Below are 18,230 nucleotides of genomic sequence, written 5' to 3' on the forward strand. Positions count from 1 at the left end.
GCCCGCGAGATCACGCCGCCTTCAGGGCCTCGAGCGACCGGGCCGCCACGCCCATGTCGCGCCAGTTCTCCGGGTGACAGGTGAACAGCAGGATCTGATGCCGGGTAGCGGCATCGAACAGCACGCGCTTCATGCGCGCCAGCCGTTCATCGTCGCTGTGCACCAGCGCATCGTCGAGGATGATCAGCGTCGGGCGGCCGGCTTCGCGCAGCAGGTCGGCATAGGCAAGCCGGCTGATGACGCCCATCTGTTCGCGCGCGCCGAAACTGAATTCCTCGAAGCAGCCGCTTTCTGCACCGTTGAAGTCGGCACGCATCATCGCCCCGGGAAAAAGCTGGTCGTCGATATCGAGCTTTGCGTTCGGAAACAGCAACTGCAGATAGCGGTCGAGATGCTTCTGCAGCGGTGCCTGCAGGCGGCGGGTCAGCGCGCTGCGATGGCTTCTCAGCAATGTCAGCAGGTGGTCGAGCGCGCTGGCGCGGCGGCGCAGCTCGGCAGCGCGGCGCGCGGCCCGCGCATGGTCGCGCGCTCGCTCGGCACGCCGCTCGTCCAGACCCTGTGCGCCGGCTGTCTGCAGTTCCACTTCGAGCCGGGTCAGTTCATCGCGGCGCAGGCTGGCTGAGCGCTCGAGTTGTTCGGCACTGCCACCGAAGCGCGTGATGTCCTGCTGGAGGATGTCCGGGCGCGCGTCACGGCACTGCGCGGTCAGCGCATCGATGTCGGCTGCAGCCACCGCCTGCCCGGCGAGCGCTTCGTTCAGCGCGCGCTGCGCGGCGGCCAGCCGTGCGGCACGCTCAGGCGCATCGAGCATGGCCTGCGCACTACGCAGTTCGCGCAGAGCCGCGTCGACCGCGCTCTGCGCGTTGGCGGCGGCGATGTCCGCGGCAGCCCGCTGCTTTGCTGCATCGGCGGCAGAGGCGCGCGCGGCCTCTTCCTGCGATTCCGCTTCGTTGACGGACGGCAGGGCCAGGCCGTCGTCGGACGCCCCGGCGAGCCGCGCCAGGGATTGCGTGACTTCGGCCAGACGGCCTTCGAGCATCGCCAGATCGCTGCGCAACGCATCCAGACCCTGCGGTGCGCGCGCCTTGAGCGCGGCCTCGGCGGTCTGCGCATCGGCCTGATGCTGCATATATATATGCAGACGTGCTTCGGCGGCATCGAGCGACCCGACACCGAGGCGGGCCAGCAGCGCTGCGTGACGGTCGAGCAACGCGGCTTCCTGGCGGCCCAGATCGGCCAGATCGGCGCCGCCTGGCGTGATGTCGAGCCGGCCGAGGCCAGGCAGCGTCACCGCGGTCGCTTCGGTCAGCAGACGCTCGCCCTGACCGGTCAGGCCTTCTTCACCGATCCGGATGACCCGGCCATCGTCGAGCGTGAAACGCAAGCGGGTGGCGGCTGCCTCCTGCCGCAGGCGCAGCGTGCGGATGTCCTGCTGCTGGGCGCGCAGGGTGGCCAGATCGGCGCTGCGCAGCTCGGTGGCCGCCATCTGCTGGCGCGCGCTGCGCAGGCGCCCGGCTTCGGTATCGGCCTGTGCCAGCGTGGCGCGGGCGGCGTCGCGCCGTCGCGTCAATTCGTCGAGCTGGCGCGCCAGCGTGGCCCGAGTATCGCGCTGGCGGGCGCGGTTCAGTGCCTGTCGTGCGGCGTCATGGCGCGCCGCCGCCTCGCTGCTGCGGCGCTGCCACTGCTGCGCCGTGGCTTGTGCCGCGGTCAGCTTGTCTTCTGCGGCGCTCAGTGCCGCACGGCGCTGTTCGACCTCGCTCTGCTCGGTGCCATGGCGTTCGAGCTGGCTGTGCAGCAGCGCCAGCGTGTCCTCGATGCGCCGTGCACGCTGCTGTGCTTCGCCCAATCGCGCGCCCAGCGCCTTGGCCTCATCGAACTTGCGGCGCGCCGCCTGTTCCTGCGCGCGCAGCGCGAGCCATGGCTTTTCCGCGTCGTCGGCCTCGTGTTCGCGGCGCAGCGCAGCGAGCCGGTCGACCTTGTTGCGGTAGGCGGCGATGTCGGCGTCCAGCGCAGCAATCTCTTCGGCAAGGCCGGCTTCGATTTCGATCGCCTCCTTGTAGGGACCGCGCGGTGTGGCGTTCGCCGGCGTCAGCAGTTCGTTGCGCAACGCCTCGACCTTATCGGTCACCGCGTCGCCGCCGCTGCTGGCCACTTCGCCCAGCGAGGTGTTCAGTGCGGTGCGCAGGTGATCGGTGGCGTGTGCGACCGGGTCGCGGATGTCGTGCGCCGTGCCTTGCTGTATCCACAACAGGCCGGGAATGCCCCAGTGCTCGGCCGCGCTGGCGCCGCGACCGGCGTGGCGGAAGCCGAGCAGGTCGGCCAACCGGTCTTCGGCATCGGCGCCATCGAACTGCTGGGCGCCGCTGCTCAGCGTGCAGCGCTTGCGGACGAGGAAGCTCTTGCTCAGACGGTAGGCGACGCCGCCGGTTTCGAAGTCGAGTTCGACCGTCGGCGACGCGGAGGCGTCGCCCCACGGACGCAGGTCATCGACGCTGCCCGAACGGTGACGCTCGAAGAAGGCGGCACGGATGGCTGCGACGACGGTGCTCTTGCCGGCTTCATTCGGGCCGGTGAACAGGTTGAGGCCGGGGTCCAGCCCGGCGATCTGCAAAGGCTGGCGGAACTGCCGGAACTGTTCGATGCGGATGCGCGTGAGCTTCACGAGGCGCCTCCGTCTGAGGTACACCGGTCACGCAGCAGGCCGGCGAGCAGCACCAGCGCATCACGCGCCGTTTCGGCCTTGCCGTCGCCGCTCCCTTGAAGGGTTCGCAGTTCGGCGATCACGTCGCCAAGATAGCCGTCGGCTGCCAGCGCGTCGATGTCGTCATCGGTCGGCGCAATGCGCAGCGCCGACAGATCGGCCGTGAAGCTGCGCACCCGCCCCTGCGTCTGCGCGAGGGCATCGCGCAGGCGGGCGTGTCCGGCCAGATCGGTTTCGCCATCGAGCATGAGCTGCACGACATCCACATGACCGAAAGTGGCCAGCCGCTCGAGCAGCACATCGATGTCGCTGGCCACCTGCAGCGTCGCGCGCTCGTTCAACCAGCGGTACTGTCCGGTCACCACCGGCGTCACGACCGGTTCGGCGCCGGGCGCGGCAATCTCGACGATCAGTGCCCGGCCGGAGTCATTGGCGCGGAAGCGGTCGGTTTCCGGCGTACCGCTGTACCAGGTGCGCGCATCGACCTGCCGGCAGCCGTGCCAGTCGCCGAGTGCGAGGTAGTCGAGCCGCGCCTCGGCGGCGCGCCCGGCGGCGATCGGATTCGACGAATCGATGCCTTCGGCGAGGATGCCCTGCACGCTGCCGTGCGCCAGCCCGATGCGGTGAAAGCCGGCCGGGCTATCCGTGGCGGCGAAGGCGGACGTGAGGTCGCTGTGCGTGATGCGCTGGGTCAGCGGTGCGGCCAGCACGGCCACGCGCAAGGCGTCGAACTGCACGGCGCCCGGTGCGAGGCACACCGTGACGTTGGGCGGGATCGCGCCCAGTCGCGCGGCGCGCGTCCACACCGATTCGCTCAGCGCGGCGTCATGGTTGCCCGGAATCATCACCCAGGGCCCGACGTAGCCGCGCAGGCAGTTGAACAGCCGGTGGATCGTACGCTCGGCCACGCCCTGCGCATCGAATACGTCGCCCGCCACCAGCACCATGTGTACGCCCTGCACGCTGGCCAGCTGCGCCAGCCGCTCGACGGCGGCGAAGCGCGCCTCCGCGAGCAGTGCGGCGTCATCCGGCTCGAACTGGCCGTACAGCTTGCCGATCTGCCAGTCGGCGGTGTGGAGAAGTTTCAGCAAGGTGCGAGGTCTGATGCGATGGTGAGCGGACTATACAGAACGGGTGAGCAGGACGCGGCCGCGTGGTCGTGGGAATTGTTGTGGGAGCGGCGGCCTCGCCGCGATCAGTGCAGCGATGGTCGATGATCAACGCGCCGATCGCGGCGAGGGCGGCGCGGGGGTTTCGGCGAGCACTGCTCGCCGCCCGCAGAGCCGGCCGGCCATGCAGGGCCGGCAGTGGATCGCCGCTCCCACAAAACCTGCGCCGCTTCCACACGCCGCCGCGCCCGCAAAGACCTCTCCTGCGTGCGCTCTGCCGGCAGCCGTTTCAACCCGGCCTGCGGAACACGACGACGTGCTGCCACGGCAGATGGTCGATCGTGCACTCCCATTTCAGCCGGTGCACCGCGGCCTCGCGCCGCACACGCGCTTCGCTCATCTTGTGCAGTGGCTTGATCGGAATGTCCGGATCCTCTTCCTTGAACTCGACGAACACGATCCGACCGCCCGGCTTCGTGGCGCGCACGATGCTGGCCAGCATTTCGAACGGGAACGACAGCTCGTGATAGACGTCGAGCATGACCGCCATGTCGAGCGCCGCCGCGGGCAGCTGTGCGTCATGCTCCCGGCAGCGCACGGCCTCGATGTTGTCGAAGCCGTTCTCGCGCGCCAGCCGCTCGATCTTGCGCACCATCATGCCTTGCACGTCGACGGCGATGATCTTCCCGTGCGGCTTCACGGCGGGCGACATCAGCCGCGACAGATAGCCGGTGCCGGCGCCGATGTCGGCAATCACCATGCCGGACCGCAGGTCGAGCGCTTCGACCAGCAGGTCGGTACGCTCCTCGTCCAGCCGCTCCGGGCGCTCCAGCCAGTCGGCGGCCCGCCAGCCCATCACGTCGGAGATTTCGCGCCCCATGTAGAACTTGCCGGTACGGTCGAAATCCAGCGGCGGCTCGATCAGATAGCCGGGCGCACGCGGCGGGCGGGGGCGGTAGTCGGGGCGCTGCGGCGCTGCGTCGGCGCGCGCACGGGGCAGGTATCGGGACATGGCGGCGAACATACCATCACGCGTCAGATACGCAGCGCACAAGCTTCGCCTTTGGCGTGTATCGTGACGGTCGCCCTGTGCGCTTCGCCGCGGCGGCGCCGGAACCGGCGTGCCGCACCTTTCATGCAGACCCCACAACGAGGAGGCAGACCATGTCGATTGCCCCCCCAATCCTTCCCCTCTCCCCGGACGAGTTGTCCGAAGCGGAGGCGGCACTGCTGGCAGCGCCCGACAGCGAATACATGTCGGCCGGCCAACTCGACTTCTTCCGCCAGCGGCTGCGCGCCGAACGTGACGCGCTGCTGCAGTCGGCGCACGACACGACGCAGCATCTGCACGAATTCGAGCGCACGCCGGATCCGTCCGACCGCGCGTCGCTGGAAGAGGACCATTCACTGGAATTGCGCGTGCGTGACCGCGAACGCAAGCATCTGCACACGATAGACGAGGCGCTGGTGCGAATCGACGACGGCACCTACGGTTGGTGCGAATTCACCGGCGACCCGATAGGCATCGCCCGCCTGCTCGCCCGCCCGACCGCCACGCTATCGCTGGAAGCGCAGGAACTGCACGAACGCAAGCGCAAGATGCGCGGCCGCTGAGCGGTCGACTTCCGGCGGGCTGTTGGAGCGGGTTTGTGGGAGCGGCGGCCTCGCCGCGATACGCGCTCTGCACAACGATCGCCACGGCACTATCGCGGCGGGGCCGCCGCTCCCACAGGCCGCCGCTCCGACCGACGGGGTGAGGCCCGGCAGTCAGGAAGCCGGACCCCGCCGCGAGCCAGACCGTCACCGACCGATCAATGCACCCGGCGGCGCGGGGCGGCGGCGGGGCCGCCACGACCTTCGATTTCGCGGAAGGTGATGCGGCCCTTGCTGAAGTCGTAGGGCGACAGTTCAAGCGACACCTTGTCGCCGGCGAGGATGCGGATGTGGTGCTTGCGCATCTTGCCCGAGGTGTAGGCGATGATCTGGTGACCGTTCTCCAGCGTCACGCGAAAGCGCGAATCCGGCAGCACTTCGGTCACGACGCCATTCATGTCTATCAGTTCTTCTTTGGCCATGGGTGAATCTCCAGGTTGAATTGGGTGCAGGCACGCCGACCGCGCGCCGGTGCCGGGGTCTGCCGGATCGATGGCGCGCTGATCAGCGGTGGTCTGCAGGCACACGTGCCCGACAGACAGGTTGAGGCGGATCGTCCGCGCGTTGCCGCATCGAAAGGATGCAGCGTCTGCACGGTGACCGGCGGGTGAGCTCTGCGGACTGGAGCCCGGGGCAATCCCGGAGCGCTGGCGTCCTGCGGCGGCCCTGCCGCGAGTGCCGAAGCAGCACACGGCCCTTGCGGGGACGCCGGTTTCAGAGGGTGAAAATCCGGTGGGAACGGAATGCGGGTACAACGGGCGATGTCATGGCCGCGCGACATTTGCCGCCGGCCGACCTACACCACCCCGTACTATGCCCTGAATCGATGCCTTCTGCAGCGCTTTCTTCCGGATCGCCGACACGCCACGCCCGCATTGAGGGGCACAATGATGTCTCACGGCAGCGCAACACCCATGACGATGTCGCGCCGTCCCTCGGGTTTCCAGCGTCTCATCGCACCCTGCCCGCGCCCTGCCATCCCCGGGCCCGACCCACTGAATGGATCTTGCCTTGATGATCGAACCCATACTGCTGACTGCCGCGCGCGTGTGCACGCTCGAAGGACAGCGCGTGCTGACCAATGCGAGCGGCTTCTTCTTCGAACGCGACGAACGCCTCTTCCTGGTCACGAGCCGCCACGTGGTGGTCGATGAACCGAGCAAGCACTTCCCGGACAGCCTCGAGATCGAACTGCACACCGACTCGGCCAACCTGGCCGAATCCACCGGCTTTTCGATTCCGCTGTACCGCGGCGGCAAGAGCATCTGGCGTCAGGGCCAGGACACGGCGGGCGAAATCGACGTCGCGGTGATCGAGATCGAACGCGCGGCACTGCCGGCCAAGACGGTCTATCGCGCCTTCACGCCGGCCCATCTGGAGGTCGATACGCGACAGATCGAGGTCGGCAGCCTGCTGCTGGTGGTCGGTTTCCCGCTCGGCTTTCACGACACGCTGCACCACATGCCGGTGGTGCGCCACGCGGTCATTGCGTCGTCATTCGGCCTGCGCTTTCAGGGCGAAGGCTATTTTCTGACCGACGCACGCACCCATCGCGGCACCAGCGGTGCACCGGTGGTGATGCGCGCTCCGGCGGGCAGCGTCGCCAAGGGCGATCTGCCCTGGCAGCTGCTCGGCGTGCATTCGGCCCGGCTCGACGTCGGCACACGCGACCGCAAGCTCGACGAGGCGCTCGGCCTGAACTGCGCCTGGTACGCCGACATCCTGATGACGCTGACCGAAAGCTGACCGCTCCGCCCGGGAACGCGAAACGCGGCAAGGGCTCTCACCCGTGCCCGCTGCACCTCGTGGCGGACTGATCAGGACTTCCCGGTGCCCGGCATGAACTTGAATGCCCTCTTTCGCATGACCCGCTGCCTGCTGCTGCTGGTGTGTGCGGGCGCACCGGCGTGGGCGAGCGCACCGGCCTGGCAGGGCGCCGCGTTCGAAGGCGACCGTGCGACGCTGGAAAAGCTCGCGCAGGCTGGCGCAAAGGTGGTACGGGTATATCGCGAATCCGATGTGTGGGTGCTCGACGCGGCACACCGGCTGGGCATGAAGGTGGTCATGGGACTGTGGCTAGGCCATCCGCGCCACGGCTTCCGGCTCGATGACCCGGCGGCGGTGCGCGCGCAGGAACAGTCGGTGCGCCGCTTCGTCACCCGGTATCGCGCCCATCCGGCACTGCTGGCCTGGGGCGTCGGCAACGAGGTGGAAACCGGGGTCGCCGATCCGGAGCCGATCTGGCAGGAGGTGAACCGGCTGGCCGGCATCGTGAAGTCGCTCGACCCCGACCACCCGACGCTGATGGTGGTCGCGGACAACAGCGACGACTGGCTCGCACCGCTCGCCCGCTGTTGCGCATCAGTGGATCTGCTCGGGCTCAACCTCTACGGCGGCTCGGTGTTCCAGCTGCCCGAGCGGCTGCGCCGCCTGGGCATCGTGAAGCCGGTCGTGGTGACCGAACTGGGACCGCTGGGCCAGTGGCAGGCGGGGCGCAAGCCCTGGGGCGCACCGGTGGAACTGACCAGCAGCCAGAAGGCCGATTTCTTCCGCGACGCGCTGGCCTTTCTGGCCGCCCAGCCGCAGGTCGCGGGCGCCTTTCCCTTCCTGTGGGGCGCAAAGCAGGAACAGACCGGCACGTGGCACGGCCTGCTGCTGGCCGACGGCAGCCCTACCGCCATGACCGACGCGCTGTCCGCTGCCTGGGGCCGGCCGGTGACGCAGGCCGCACCGCTGATCCGCGGCATAGGCATCGCGGCCGACGACTTCTCGCCCGGACAGACGATGTCGGCCGGCGTGGACGCCGCATCCTTCGACGGCTCAACGCTGGCCACGACGTGGGAGGTGCGTGCCGAAGCAACCGACCTGCGCGAAGGCGGCGATCACGAAGCCGCGCCGCCGCGCATCGACGTCGCAGTGCAGCAGGCCGATGCGCAGAGCGTCCGTTTCACCGCCCCGGCTGCACCCGGCGCCTACCGGCTGTTCATCACCGTGCGCGACCGGCTGGGCAAGGCTGCGACCGCCAATCTTCCGTTCCGGGTGCGCTGAGGCGAACGGGGTACGTGTGTCGCGGCTTGTGGGTGAAAGGGGCCGCCGCTCCCACAGGCCGCGCGGGACCGTCCGCGCGAAATCGCTCAGCGCACAGCCCGCTCGAGCCACAGGGCGGGTTCTTCCATCGCGGCGACCTGTTCGCGCAATTCGAGAATGCGCGCCTCCCAGTAGCGCGGCGTGTCGAACCACGGAAAGGCGGTCGGGAACGCCGGGTCCTGCCAGCGGCGGGCGATCCAGCCACTGTGGTGGATCAACCGCAGGGTACGCAGCGCCTCGATCAGCTGCAGTTCGCGCGGGTCGAATTCACAGAATTCCTCGTATCCGGCCAGCACCTTGCCGAGCTGTTCGGCGCGGTCCGCCCGCTCGCCGGACAGCAGCATCCACAGGTCCTGCACGGCCGGCGCCATGCGGCTGTCGTCGAAATCGACGAAATGCGGCCCCTGCCCTTCAACCCACAGCATGTTGCCGATGTGGCAATCGCCGTGCGTGCGGATGCGGCGGATCGCGCCGCCGCGCTCGAACGCGGCCCGCACGCCGTCGAGCGCCTGTGCGGTGATGCCGCGATAGACGCCTTCCAGTTCCGGCGGCACGAAGTGGTGGTCGAGTACGAAGGCCGCCGGCTCCTCGCCGAAACTGGCGATGTCGAGCGAAGGCCGATGCACATACGGCTGCACCGCGCCGAGCGCATGGATGCGGCCCATGAAGCGGCCAATCCATTCCAGCGTGTCGGCGCGGTCGAATTCGGGCGCCCGCCCGCCGCGGCGTGGAAAGACGGCGAAGCGATAACCGGCGTGCGTCATCAGCGTGCTGCCGCACGGCAATTCGAGCGGTGCGACGACCGGAATCTCGCGCGCCGCCAGCTCGAGGCAAAAGGCGTGCTCTTCCAGGATGGCGGCGTCGGTCCAGCGCGCCGGGCGGTAGAACTTGACGATCATCGGCGCGCCGTCATCGACGCCGACCTGATAGACACGGTTTTCGAAGCTGTTCAGGGCCAGCAGGCGGCCGTCGACCGCGTAGCCTGCGGCTTCGAGTGCGTCGAGCACGGCTTCGGGGGTGAGCCCCGAGTAGGGTTGAAACTCGGGCCGAAGCTCGGGCGGCACATCGGTGTCTGATTCGTTCATCGTGTCTCGTTGAATGAGGGGCCCAACCTTGAATTCGGGGTCGGCAACCCCTACCCTAGCGCGTTTCCCGCCGCAACTGCGCTCGCCGTGACGTATCAGGTAAAGGAAATCTTCTACACGCTGCAGGGCGAAGGGCTGAATGCCGGCCGGGCCGCGGTGTTCTGCCGCTTCGCCGGCTGCAATCTCTGGAGCGGCCGCGAGGCGGACCGCGCAAGCGCGCAGTGCCGCTTCTGCGATACCGATTTCGTCGGCACCGACGGCACGCTGGGCGGCCGTCACGCACAGGCCGGCACGCTGGCCGACACGATCGCGGGCTGCTGGGCCGGCGCGGGCGGCTCGCGTCTGGTCGTACTGACCGGCGGCGAGCCGCTGCTGCAGCTCGACAGCGCACTGATCGACGCGCTGCATGCGCGCGACTTCGAAATCGCCGTCGAAACCAATGGCACGCTGGCCGCACCCGACGGCATCGACTGGATCTGCGTCAGTCCCAAAGCCGGCAACGACGTGGTGCTGCGCCATGGCCACGAACTGAAGGTGGTCGTACCGCAGCCCGGGCTGGATCTCGCGGCGATGGAAAACTGGGATTTCCGGCACTTTCTGGTGCAGCCGATGGACAATGCGGCGGCGGTTGACAACCGCCGCTGGGCGATCGACTGGTGCATGCGCCATCCGCGCTGGCGGCTGAGCCACCAGACGCACAAGGCGCTGGGCATCCGCTGATCGACGCCGTCGCGACGGCCGTCCGCGTGCGCAGCGTCCTGTGGTGAATCCATGCACCGCGTTTTCCTTCAATCCTGATTTCCTTCACCTTTCAAAGATGGTCGTCGAACTCAGTCAGCGCTTCTACTTCGAAGCCGCACACACCCTGCGCCGCAAGGTCGATACCGACAGCAGCCTGCGCATCCACGGCCACACCTATCATGCCGAAGTGATGCTGCGCGGCGAGCCCGACCCGATCAGCGGCATGCTGGTCGATCTCGCGTTGCTGCGTGCGGCACTGGCCGGCGTGCGCGACGCGCTCGACCACCGCTTTCTGGATGAAGTCGCCGGCCTCGGCCCGGCAACGCTGGAAAACCTGTGCCAGTTCATCTGGCGCGCGCTGGCGCCGCAGTTGCCGCAACTGGCGCGCGTCACCGTGGAGCGTCAGGCCTCGGGCGACAAGTGCGCGCTGTGCGCGGCTTGAGTCAGCCGACATCGTGCCGCGATGCAATGCGGTGCGCGCTGTCTTCCATCTGTCTGCTGGCCAGCACGGCTGCGCACGCGCTGGCGCCCGACTTCGACACAGTGCGCGATGCCTGGCGCCCGTCGGAAGCGCGTCTGCTCGATCGTTACGGCGAGCCGCTGGCCGAAGTGCGGGTCGACTTCGACGAACGGCGCCTCGACTGGGTCAGCGCCCGTGCGTTGTCGCAGCCGCTGGTGCGTGCGCTGCTGGCAGCCGAGGACAAACGCTTTCTGCAGCACGACGGCGTGGACTGGCAGGCGCTGGCCGGAGCCACCTGGGACAATCTGTGGCGCGCGCTGGAAGGCCGTCGGCCGCGCGGCGCGTCGACCCTGACCATGCAGCTGGCCGGCCTGATCGACCCGGCGCTGCGCCTTCAGGGCACGCGGCGCAGCGTCGGCCAGAAGTGGGATCAGGCAGCCGCGGCGCGCCAGATCGAGCGGCGCTGGAACAAGGCGCAGATACTCGAAGCGTATTTCAATCTGGCCCCGTTCCGCAGCGAACTGCGCGGCATCGGTGCCGCCTCGCGCGGCCTGTTCGGCAAGGATCCGGACGCGGTCGATGCGGTGGAGGCGGTGCTGCTGGCCGCGCTGCTGCGCGGCCCCAACGCGTCGGCCGACAAGGTCGCGATGCGTGCCTGCGCGGTGGCCAGGCGACTCGATCCGGCGCCGGACTGCCGCGACATCCGGACGCGCGCCGACGCCGTGCTGTTGCAGCGCTACCGCATCGAGCCACGCTGGCAGGATGCCACAGCGCTGGCGCGCCGGCTGCTGCGCGAACCCGGCGAGCAACGCCCGACCACGCTGGACGCCCGGCTGCAGCGGCGCGCCCTGCAGGCGCTGGGCGGTACGCGCGGCGATACCTCCGTGGTGGTGCTCGAGAATCTGACCGGTGAAGTGCGTGTCTGGGGCGGCGGGCCGGACAATGCCGACACCGTGCTGCAGCGTCAGCCGGCCGGCAGCGCGTTGCAACCCTTCATGTATGGCATGGCGATCGAGCAGCGCTGGCTGACCGCGGCTTCGGTGCTCGACGACAGCCCGGCCTTCGTCACCCTGCCCCTGCCCCCGGGCTTGCCCGATCGCGAGCCACGAGGCGCCGTCAGCGTGCGCAGCGCACTGGGCCTCGGCGCCGATATTCCCGCATTGCGCGTGCGCGCGCTGATCGGCGACGATGCGCTGGACGCCACCCTGCAGGCACACGGCCTGACAGCCGCGTCGAACGGCGGCGCGCGCGCCAGCCTGATCGAACTGGCGAATGCCTACCGCACCTTTGCCAGCGCCGGCCTGTGGAGCGCCTGGCGGCTAGAACCGGTCACTGCGGCCGACGCGCTACCCGGATCACCGACGCAGCGACTGTGGTCGCCGGCCGCGGCCTGGATTGTCGGCGACCTGCTGACCGTGCGTCCGACCGAAGGCGAAGCGGTACCACGGCCCTGGGCGGCACTGATGAATGGCCGTTCAGCCGACCGTTCGGTCTGGTGGTCGGTCGGATTCACGCGCCACTACACGGTTGCGCTGCGCGCGCCGCGACCGGTCGCCGCTACATGGCTCGCACTGATCGACGCACTGGACGGACCACCGTTAGAGCCGGCGTATGAGCACCCTGGCGCGCCGCCGGGCGTGGAGCGCTTACGCGTGCAGTTCGAGCCGGCGATCGAACCGGCGCGTGACGAGTACTTTCTGCCCGGCACCCAGCAAGCGTTCGTCGATGCCACGGTGCGCGATGTATCCGAAGGGCCGCGCATCGTGCTGCCAACCAGCGGCGTGAAGCTGGTCAGCGCGGCGCTGCCGGCCGGCCGCCAGACCATGCTGTTCGAGGCCCGCCCGCCACTTCCGGGGCTGGTCTGGCTGATCAATGGCGAACGCCTGCAGGCAGTCGAAGGGCGCGCGCTGTGGAGCCCGCGCCCCGGCCGGCATCGGCTGGCGCTGCTCGACGCCGCCGGCCTGCAGGTCGAGTCGATGGGATTCGAGGTGCGGCTCGACGATTCCGCTCCGCCGACCTCGGCGCCCTGATCAGAGTGTATGGCTGCGATCACCGCGCGCGAAGCCGGTGAGCTGCGATGCAATGCCGCGCGTCATGCAGATCACCTTGAACAGTTCGCCCATTTCGGCCGGCGACGTGAGCTGGTTCACTTCCGCGTTGCGCTTCGCGCGAGCGAGTGGTTCCGGTTCATCCGACAGCAGCGCTGGCAGGCCGCAGTTCAGCAGGAAGCTCGCTTGCGAGGTGTAGCCGGCGAGCGACAGACCGGCGTCGAATGCACTCTGCGCCACAGCGGTGAAGTCGATATGGGCCGTGATGTCGCACAGGCCGGGCATCCAAATCGGCTCGGCATGCGCGTGGTGGCGGTAGTGGCACATCAGCGTGCCGGTGCTGCGGTCGGGGAGGTAATACTCGGCCTGCGGAAAGCCGTAGTCGATCAGCAGCAGCGCACCGCAATCGATGCGCCGCGCCCACTCGGCCACCCAGGCGCGACCGGCCAGGCCCAGTTCGGTCTCGTAGCCGGGCGGCAGGCCAAGCGCGCGCGCGGCATCGGCGATCACGGGGGGGGCGACGCGCCAGCTCGGCACGATCTGCCCGTCACCATCCAGCACGATGCCGGCTTCCTCGATGCCCTGGACCGTGGTGCGGATGCGCTCGACCGGCAGGGCATCGAGCAGTTCGTTGCCGAACACCACGCCGCTGAAGCGCTCCGGCAGTGCATCCAGCCATTCGACCCGCCCGGCCAGCGCCGGCACTTCGCACTCGATCAGCGCACGCTGGCGCGCGCGCAGATCAGCCGACAGTTCGAGGATGCGGTAACTTTCGGGGGGACAGCCGATGCGATCGAGTGCGCGCAGCAGATCGGCGGCGAGCCGGCCGCTGCCGGCGCCTGCTTCCAGCAGGTGCGGCGCCGACAACTGCATCAACTCGGCAAGCTGGATCGCCAGACAGCGCCCGAACAGCGGCGACAGCTCGGGCGCGGTGACGAAATCACCGCCGCTGCCGAACTTTTGCAGCGCACCGCTGTAATAGCCGAGGCCGGGCGCATAAAGCGCGAGCGCCATGTAGCGACTGAACGGCATCCATCCGCTGCCGGCGATTTCCGCCCGGATCAGTGCCTGCAGGCGGGCGCTGTGGTCAAGGGCATCGGCGTCGGGAACAGGCAGGGACATAAGGGCAATGGTTTGGGCGGGCTGCGCATGATGCGGCAACTGACGGGCGCGGCACAATCGGGCAGGACAACATGAACCATGAACGGGTAGCCTTGATCACCGGCGCGGCGCGGCGGGTCGGCGCGCAGACCGCGCGTACCTTGCACGGTGCCGGCTGGCGGGTGGTGATCCACCACCACCGCTCGACCGGCGAGGCGCACACGCTGGTCGAATCGCTGAATGCGCTGCGCCCCGGCAGCGCCGCCGGTCTGGCAGCCGACCTGCTCGACACCGACGGTCTGTCGCCGCTGGTGACTGCGGCCACCGCGCTGTGGGGCCGGCTCGATGCGCTGGTGAACAATGCGTCGAGCTTCTTCCCGACGCCGATCGGCAGCGTGACCGCGCAGGACTGGGACAGCCTGGTCGGCAGCAACTTCAAGGCGCCGCTGTTCCTTGCCCAGGCGGCCGCACCGGAATTGCGGGCGCGCGGCGGCTGCATCGTCAACATCGCCGATATTCACGCCGAACGCCCGCTCGCCGGCTACGCGCTGTACAGCGCGTCGAAAGGCGCGCTGGCCACGCTGACCCGGGCGCTGGCGATCGAACTGGCACCGCAGGTCAGGGTGAACGGCGTTGCGCCGGGACCGATACAATGGCCGGATGACCCGTTGTTCGACGCCACCGAACGTGCGCGCATCGTCGAACACACCCTGCTCAAACGCGAAGGCTGCCCACAGGACATCGCGCGTACGGTACGCTTCCTGATTGAGGACGCGCCGTACATCACCGGTCAGATCATCGCGGTGGATGGCGGGCGCAGCGCACATCTGTGACGCATGCGGCAGCCATTTGGATGATTGCCGCCCAAAAGCCGGACAGATCAGGCGCGCATTTGTAAAATGTGTTTACAGTCGTTCGCCACTCCGGCCACCCATGAGCTCCCAACAAAAATCTCTTTGCGTGCTGTTCGCCGACGTGTCGGGCAGTACCCGGCTGTACGAAAAGCTCGGGGATGCCGAGGCCCTGCGTGCCGTCGAACGTTGCCTGAACCGTATCCGACGGGTGATCGACAGCCATGGCGGAAAGGTCATCAAGACCATCGGTGACGAGGTCATGACGACGTTTCCGAGTGCCGACGAAGGCATCCAGGCGGCCTGCGAAATGCAGCACCGCATCACCGACCTGCCGCCGGTATCGGGCGTCAAGCTGGCGATCCGTGTCGGCTTCCATTACGGACCGGCGATCGAGGAAAACGACGACGTATTCGGCGATACGGTCAATACCGCAGCCCGCATGGCCGGTCTGGCACAGGCCGGGCAGGTGATCACGACCGCCGAAACCCTGTCGTCGCTGACCCTTTCGCTTGCCCCGGCGGTTCGTGAAATCGACGCGCTGACCGTCAAGGGCAAGGCAGAGGACGTGCGGGTGTGCGAAGTGCTGTGGCAGGAAGGCGCCGACCTCACGATGAAGGCGTCGAGCACCGCACCGCTGTATGTGATGGCGCGTCTGTTCGTGAAGTACCGCGAATTGGAGCGCACGCTGGATCCGACGCAGGGCCCGCTCACGCTCGGTCGGGACATGGGCAACGAGGTGGTCATCAAGGATCAGCGGGCCTCACGCAATCATGCCCGCATCGAGCGCCGGCGCGACAAGTTCGTGCTGATCGACCAGAGCACCAACGGCACTTTCCTGCGCATCGAAGGCGAAAACGAAGTCATCCTCAAGCGCGAGGAAATGATCCTGCGCGGGCACGGCACCATCGGCTTCGGCCACAGCGCGATGGAACAGGGCATCGACCTGATGCAGTTCGAGGTGCTGGGCTGACCGACGCGCCGCCGGACGCCGTCAGATACTGATCCGCTTCAGCAGATCCGGATCGCGCACCACGGCCTCGCGCCTTGCCGGTGCAGCGTCCATCAGCGCAGCCGGTGGCAGCGTTTCCAGCCGGGCAAGCACCGCCGGCTCCCGGCACGCCGCCTCGAATTCCAGCGCCACCGCCTCCGGGCTGCTCGACACGATGCGCAGGCAGTTGCGGCCGAGCTTGCGCGACAAGGGCAGCAGGATGCCGGCCTGCACGTTCTGACTGGTCTCGGCCAGCCCGCCCGACATGTCGGCGTTCAGCGCGGCACCTGCGGCGTCCATGCGCAGCACTTCGGTGCCGAGCACCGCCCGCATCGACGCGATTTCGCGCAGCAGCGCCTGCGCGATGTCCTGACCCGGCAGTCCGGCGATGTCCAGCCTGACCTTGCGACCGGCGAAGTGGAAATGGCTCAGGAAGAAATCGCGGCTGAACTGTTCGCCGACCCGCTTTCCGATGTCGGCCAGCGCCTTTTCTTCGGACGCCCAGCTGGCACCTTCCGGAATTTCGGTATTCAGATAGACCTCTTCACCGGTCTTGCGGTCGGTGCAGCGGACGGTCCAGGAAGTGAGCACCACCTTTTCTATGGTCAGGCCGGACGCCGCCAGCCTGGCGCTCAGTCGCTTGAAGCGCACTTCGCCGTCAATGCTGAAGTCGGCCACCTGCGGGCTGCCCGCATCGTCGTTCCAGGTGCGGAAGCCAAACCCCTGCACATGCTGCTTCAACATGTTCTCGGCCAGCGGCGAACGCTGCGCAGGGACGGACGGGTCACCGTCGGCCCAGCGCGATGACACGGCGACCGAAACCTTCGGATCACCGTTGTTGCGGATGAAATCGACCCGCTCGTCTTCGGACATCTGGTTCAACGACTTCTGCACCTGACGCACGCGCACTGCGGCACGCACGGCGCCTGCCATCAGACCGTCCTTGCCCAGCTCGGGCGGCGCCTCTTCGAGCACCGCCTGGATGAAATCACCGCTGCGACCGAGCAGCTTGTCCTGCAGCAGTGCGTAATGGCTGTTGACCGACTTCGGATCGACGAACAGCGCGACCGCCTTTTCGAGTATCTGGCGCCGCGCGTCGTCGCGCAGTGCGCCTGCCAGCGCAGCCTGATCGTTGGCGAAGCGCGGGTCACTCGGGTCGGCCAGCCCGATTGCACTGATTACCGTGACGCCGGGGTCGAGCGCACGTTCCGGTGCCGCGGGCGGCACCGGCGCAGCGGGCGCGGAAGCCGGCGCGGCGTTTTCGATGGCGGCGGTCGGAGCCGGTGCGTCGGCTGCCGGTTGCAATGCGAACCAGACCCCTGCGCTCACGGCGACCAGCGCTGCCGCCGCCATCGCGATGGGCAGCGGTCCGCGGCGCGCGGGCGTATTGACGGGGTGGGCGCGGGGCGGTGACTCGACGGCCGGCGCCCGATCGACCGGCGTTGGCGTTGGCGTTGGCGTTGGCGTTGGCGTTGGCGTTGCAAGCGTCGCATCCGTCTGCGTCACGAGCGTGGCGTCATCATTGTCCGAAAGGTCTACAACGGTGGCGTCATCGTCGACGGACGCGACCAGCGCCGCATCGAGTGCCGCGCGGAATGACGCGGCATCCTGAAAGCGGTCGTCCGGACGTTTGGCGAGCGCCTTGCGCACCACGGCGTCGAGTCGGGTATTGACGTGAACGTTGAGCACCGAAGGCCAGGTCGGATCTTCCTTGAGCACCTTGTGCATGATGGTGGTCAGCGCGCCGGTGAAGGGCTTCTCGCCGGTCAGCAGCTGATACAGCACGACACCCGCGGAGAACAGGTCGCTGCGGCCATCGACCGTCTGCCCCATGAATTGCTCGGGCGACATATAGGAGGGCGTGCCGATGACCGTGCCGGTCTGCGTGAGATTCGACGATTCGATCCGCGCGACACCGAAGTCCGCCACCTTCACCGTATTGTCGGCCAGCAGGATGATGTTCGCCGGCTTGATGTCGCGATGGGTGACGCCGTGGCGGTGGGCATGCCCCAATGCGTCAAGCAACTGCCCCATGAGCTGTCCGACCATGGGCAGCGGTATACGCTCGTCGGCTTCGAACAGATCCTTCAGTTCGCGGCCCTGCACGAACTCCATCGCGATGAAGGCCGTGCCGTCTTCGGCTTCGCCATACTCGTAGATGGCGACGACATTCGGGTGGTTGAGCCGTCCGGCCGCCTGTGCCTCGCGCTTGAAGCGCGCAATCACCTCGTCGGCTTCGCTGCGCTCCAGCTGCTCGCGCTTGAGCGTCTTGATGGCGACCCGGCGGTCGATGACCGGGTCGCGTCCTTCGTAGACGATGCCCATGGCACCCTGACCGAGCTCGCGCAGGATGTCGTACTTGCCCAGTCTGGCTGGAAGGCTCACGGCTTGTGCTCCGGCAGC

15 protein-coding genes are annotated in these 18,230 nt (G+C 68.2%); 8 read left to right on the forward strand and 7 right to left on the reverse strand.

The window, feature by feature from the left end; translation table 11 throughout:
* Window positions 1-10 precede the first annotated feature (10 nt).
* The 3 genes from NMQ16_RS02605 to NMQ16_RS02615 form a co-directional block, all read right to left on the reverse strand.
* The gene (locus tag NMQ16_RS02605) at window positions 11-2,662 is read right to left on the reverse strand and encodes an AAA family ATPase (RefSeq protein WP_257078930.1); all 2,652 of its coding nucleotides are present in this window, start codon (window positions 2,660-2,662) and stop codon (window positions 11-13) included.
* Window positions 2,659-3,792, reverse strand: coding sequence for a DNA repair exonuclease (locus tag NMQ16_RS02610; protein WP_257078931.1), 1,134 nt, complete (start codon window positions 3,790-3,792; stop codon window positions 2,659-2,661). Before NMQ16_RS02610 ends, NMQ16_RS02605 begins: the two co-directional genes overlap by 4 nt.
* Before the next feature lie 307 nt (window positions 3,793-4,099).
* Window positions 4,100-4,822, reverse strand: a complete 723-nt coding sequence (locus NMQ16_RS02615) for a class I SAM-dependent methyltransferase (RefSeq protein WP_257078932.1) — start codon at window positions 4,820-4,822, stop codon at window positions 4,100-4,102.
* A 152-nt stretch (window positions 4,823-4,974) separates the two neighbouring features.
* On the opposite strand from NMQ16_RS02615, the gene dksA reads away from it, so the two are divergent.
* Entirely contained in the window at window positions 4,975-5,424 is a 450-nt protein-coding gene (dksA, locus tag NMQ16_RS02620; protein ID WP_373566742.1) for an RNA polymerase-binding protein DksA, read from the forward strand.
* 197 nt (window positions 5,425-5,621) lie between these two features.
* Here the strand turns inward: dksA and infA are convergent, their stop codons facing one another.
* Entirely contained in the window at window positions 5,622-5,885 is a 264-nt protein-coding gene (infA, locus tag NMQ16_RS02625) for a translation initiation factor IF-1 (RefSeq protein ID WP_069038651.1), read from the reverse strand.
* Window positions 5,886-6,477: 592 nt separating this feature from the next.
* Here infA and NMQ16_RS02630 point away from each other — a divergent pair.
* A complete protein-coding gene (locus tag NMQ16_RS02630) occupies window positions 6,478-7,209 on the forward strand; it encodes a serine protease (RefSeq protein ID WP_257078933.1) in 732 nt (243 codons plus the stop codon).
* 93 nt (window positions 7,210-7,302) lie between these two features.
* Entirely contained in the window at window positions 7,303-8,511 is a 1,209-nt protein-coding gene (locus NMQ16_RS02635) for a glycoside hydrolase family 2 TIM barrel-domain containing protein (RefSeq protein WP_257078934.1), read from the forward strand.
* An 86-nt stretch (window positions 8,512-8,597) separates the two neighbouring features.
* Here the strand turns inward: NMQ16_RS02635 and NMQ16_RS02640 are convergent, their stop codons facing one another.
* Window positions 8,598-9,635: a serine/threonine protein kinase gene (locus NMQ16_RS02640; RefSeq protein WP_257078935.1), complete on the reverse strand. Its 1,038-nt coding sequence runs from the start codon at window positions 9,633-9,635 to the stop codon at window positions 8,598-8,600.
* Window positions 9,636-9,722: 87 nt separating this feature from the next.
* Here NMQ16_RS02640 and queE point away from each other — a divergent pair, with 87 nt between their 5' ends.
* From queE to NMQ16_RS02655, 3 genes are all read left to right on the forward strand, one after another.
* Window positions 9,723-10,355, forward strand: a complete 633-nt coding sequence (gene queE, locus NMQ16_RS02645; RefSeq protein ID WP_257078936.1) for a 7-carboxy-7-deazaguanine synthase — start codon at window positions 9,723-9,725, stop codon at window positions 10,353-10,355.
* Between the two features lie 97 nt (window positions 10,356-10,452).
* Window positions 10,453-10,818, forward strand: a complete 366-nt coding sequence (locus NMQ16_RS02650) for a 6-carboxytetrahydropterin synthase (RefSeq protein ID WP_257078937.1) — start codon at window positions 10,453-10,455, stop codon at window positions 10,816-10,818.
* 26 nt (window positions 10,819-10,844) lie between these two features.
* Complete coding sequence (locus tag NMQ16_RS02655; RefSeq protein WP_257078938.1) at window positions 10,845-12,866, forward strand: transglycosylase domain-containing protein; 2,022 nt, start codon at window positions 10,845-10,847, stop codon at window positions 12,864-12,866.
* On the opposite strand, the gene NMQ16_RS02660 is transcribed toward NMQ16_RS02655, so the two are convergent.
* Window positions 12,867-14,006: a class I SAM-dependent methyltransferase gene (locus NMQ16_RS02660; protein ID WP_257078939.1), complete on the reverse strand. Its 1,140-nt coding sequence runs from the start codon at window positions 14,004-14,006 to the stop codon at window positions 12,867-12,869.
* A 71-nt stretch (window positions 14,007-14,077) separates the two neighbouring features.
* On the opposite strand from NMQ16_RS02660, the gene NMQ16_RS02665 reads away from it, so the two are divergent.
* Window positions 14,078-14,818: a pteridine reductase gene (locus NMQ16_RS02665; protein ID WP_257078940.1), complete on the forward strand. Its 741-nt coding sequence runs from the start codon at window positions 14,078-14,080 to the stop codon at window positions 14,816-14,818.
* Window positions 14,819-14,918: 100 nt separating this feature from the next.
* Window positions 14,919-15,809 carry an adenylate/guanylate cyclase domain-containing protein gene (locus NMQ16_RS02670; protein ID WP_257078941.1) on the forward strand — a complete coding sequence of 297 codons (891 nt, stop codon included), beginning with the start codon at window positions 14,919-14,921 and terminating at the stop codon, window positions 15,807-15,809.
* 21 nt (window positions 15,810-15,830) lie between these two features.
* Here NMQ16_RS02670 and NMQ16_RS02675 read toward each other — a convergent pair whose 3' ends face one another.
* A complete protein-coding gene (locus NMQ16_RS02675; RefSeq protein ID WP_257078942.1) occupies window positions 15,831-18,212 on the reverse strand; it encodes a serine/threonine-protein kinase in 2,382 nt (793 codons plus the stop codon).
* Between the last annotated feature and the right edge of the window lie 18 nt (window positions 18,213-18,230).

This window comes from Methyloversatilis sp. XJ19-49, assembly GCF_024580145.1.
Lineage (GTDB): Bacteria > Pseudomonadota > Gammaproteobacteria > Burkholderiales > Rhodocyclaceae > Methyloversatilis.

What these genes read in the sequence shown, in the direction of transcription:
- NMQ16_RS02615 (WP_257078932.1), bottom strand. Translation starts at nt 4,822, where the DNA reads ATGTCCCGATACCTGCCCCGTGCGCGCGCCGACGCAGCGCCGCAGCGC.
- dksA (WP_373566742.1), top strand. Translation starts at nt 4,975, where the DNA reads ATGTCGATTGCCCCCCCAATCCTTCCCCTCTCCCCGGACGAGTTGTCC.
- infA (WP_069038651.1), bottom strand. Translation starts at nt 5,885, where the DNA reads ATGGCCAAAGAAGAACTGATAGACATGAATGGCGTCGTGACCGAAGTG.
- NMQ16_RS02630 (WP_257078933.1), top strand. Translation starts at nt 6,478, where the DNA reads ATGATCGAACCCATACTGCTGACTGCCGCGCGCGTGTGCACGCTCGAA.
- NMQ16_RS02635 (WP_257078934.1), top strand. Translation starts at nt 7,303, where the DNA reads ATGAACTTGAATGCCCTCTTTCGCATGACCCGCTGCCTGCTGCTGCTG.
- NMQ16_RS02640 (WP_257078935.1), bottom strand. Translation starts at nt 9,635, where the DNA reads ATGAACGAATCAGACACCGATGTGCCGCCCGAGCTTCGGCCCGAGTTT.
- NMQ16_RS02650 (WP_257078937.1), top strand. Translation starts at nt 10,453, where the DNA reads ATGGTCGTCGAACTCAGTCAGCGCTTCTACTTCGAAGCCGCACACACC.
- NMQ16_RS02655 (WP_257078938.1), top strand. Translation starts at nt 10,845, where the DNA reads ATGCGGTGCGCGCTGTCTTCCATCTGTCTGCTGGCCAGCACGGCTGCG.
- NMQ16_RS02660 (WP_257078939.1), bottom strand. Translation starts at nt 14,006, where the DNA reads ATGTCCCTGCCTGTTCCCGACGCCGATGCCCTTGACCACAGCGCCCGC.
- NMQ16_RS02665 (WP_257078940.1), top strand. Translation starts at nt 14,078, where the DNA reads ATGAACCATGAACGGGTAGCCTTGATCACCGGCGCGGCGCGGCGGGTC.
- NMQ16_RS02670 (WP_257078941.1), top strand. Translation starts at nt 14,919, where the DNA reads ATGAGCTCCCAACAAAAATCTCTTTGCGTGCTGTTCGCCGACGTGTCG.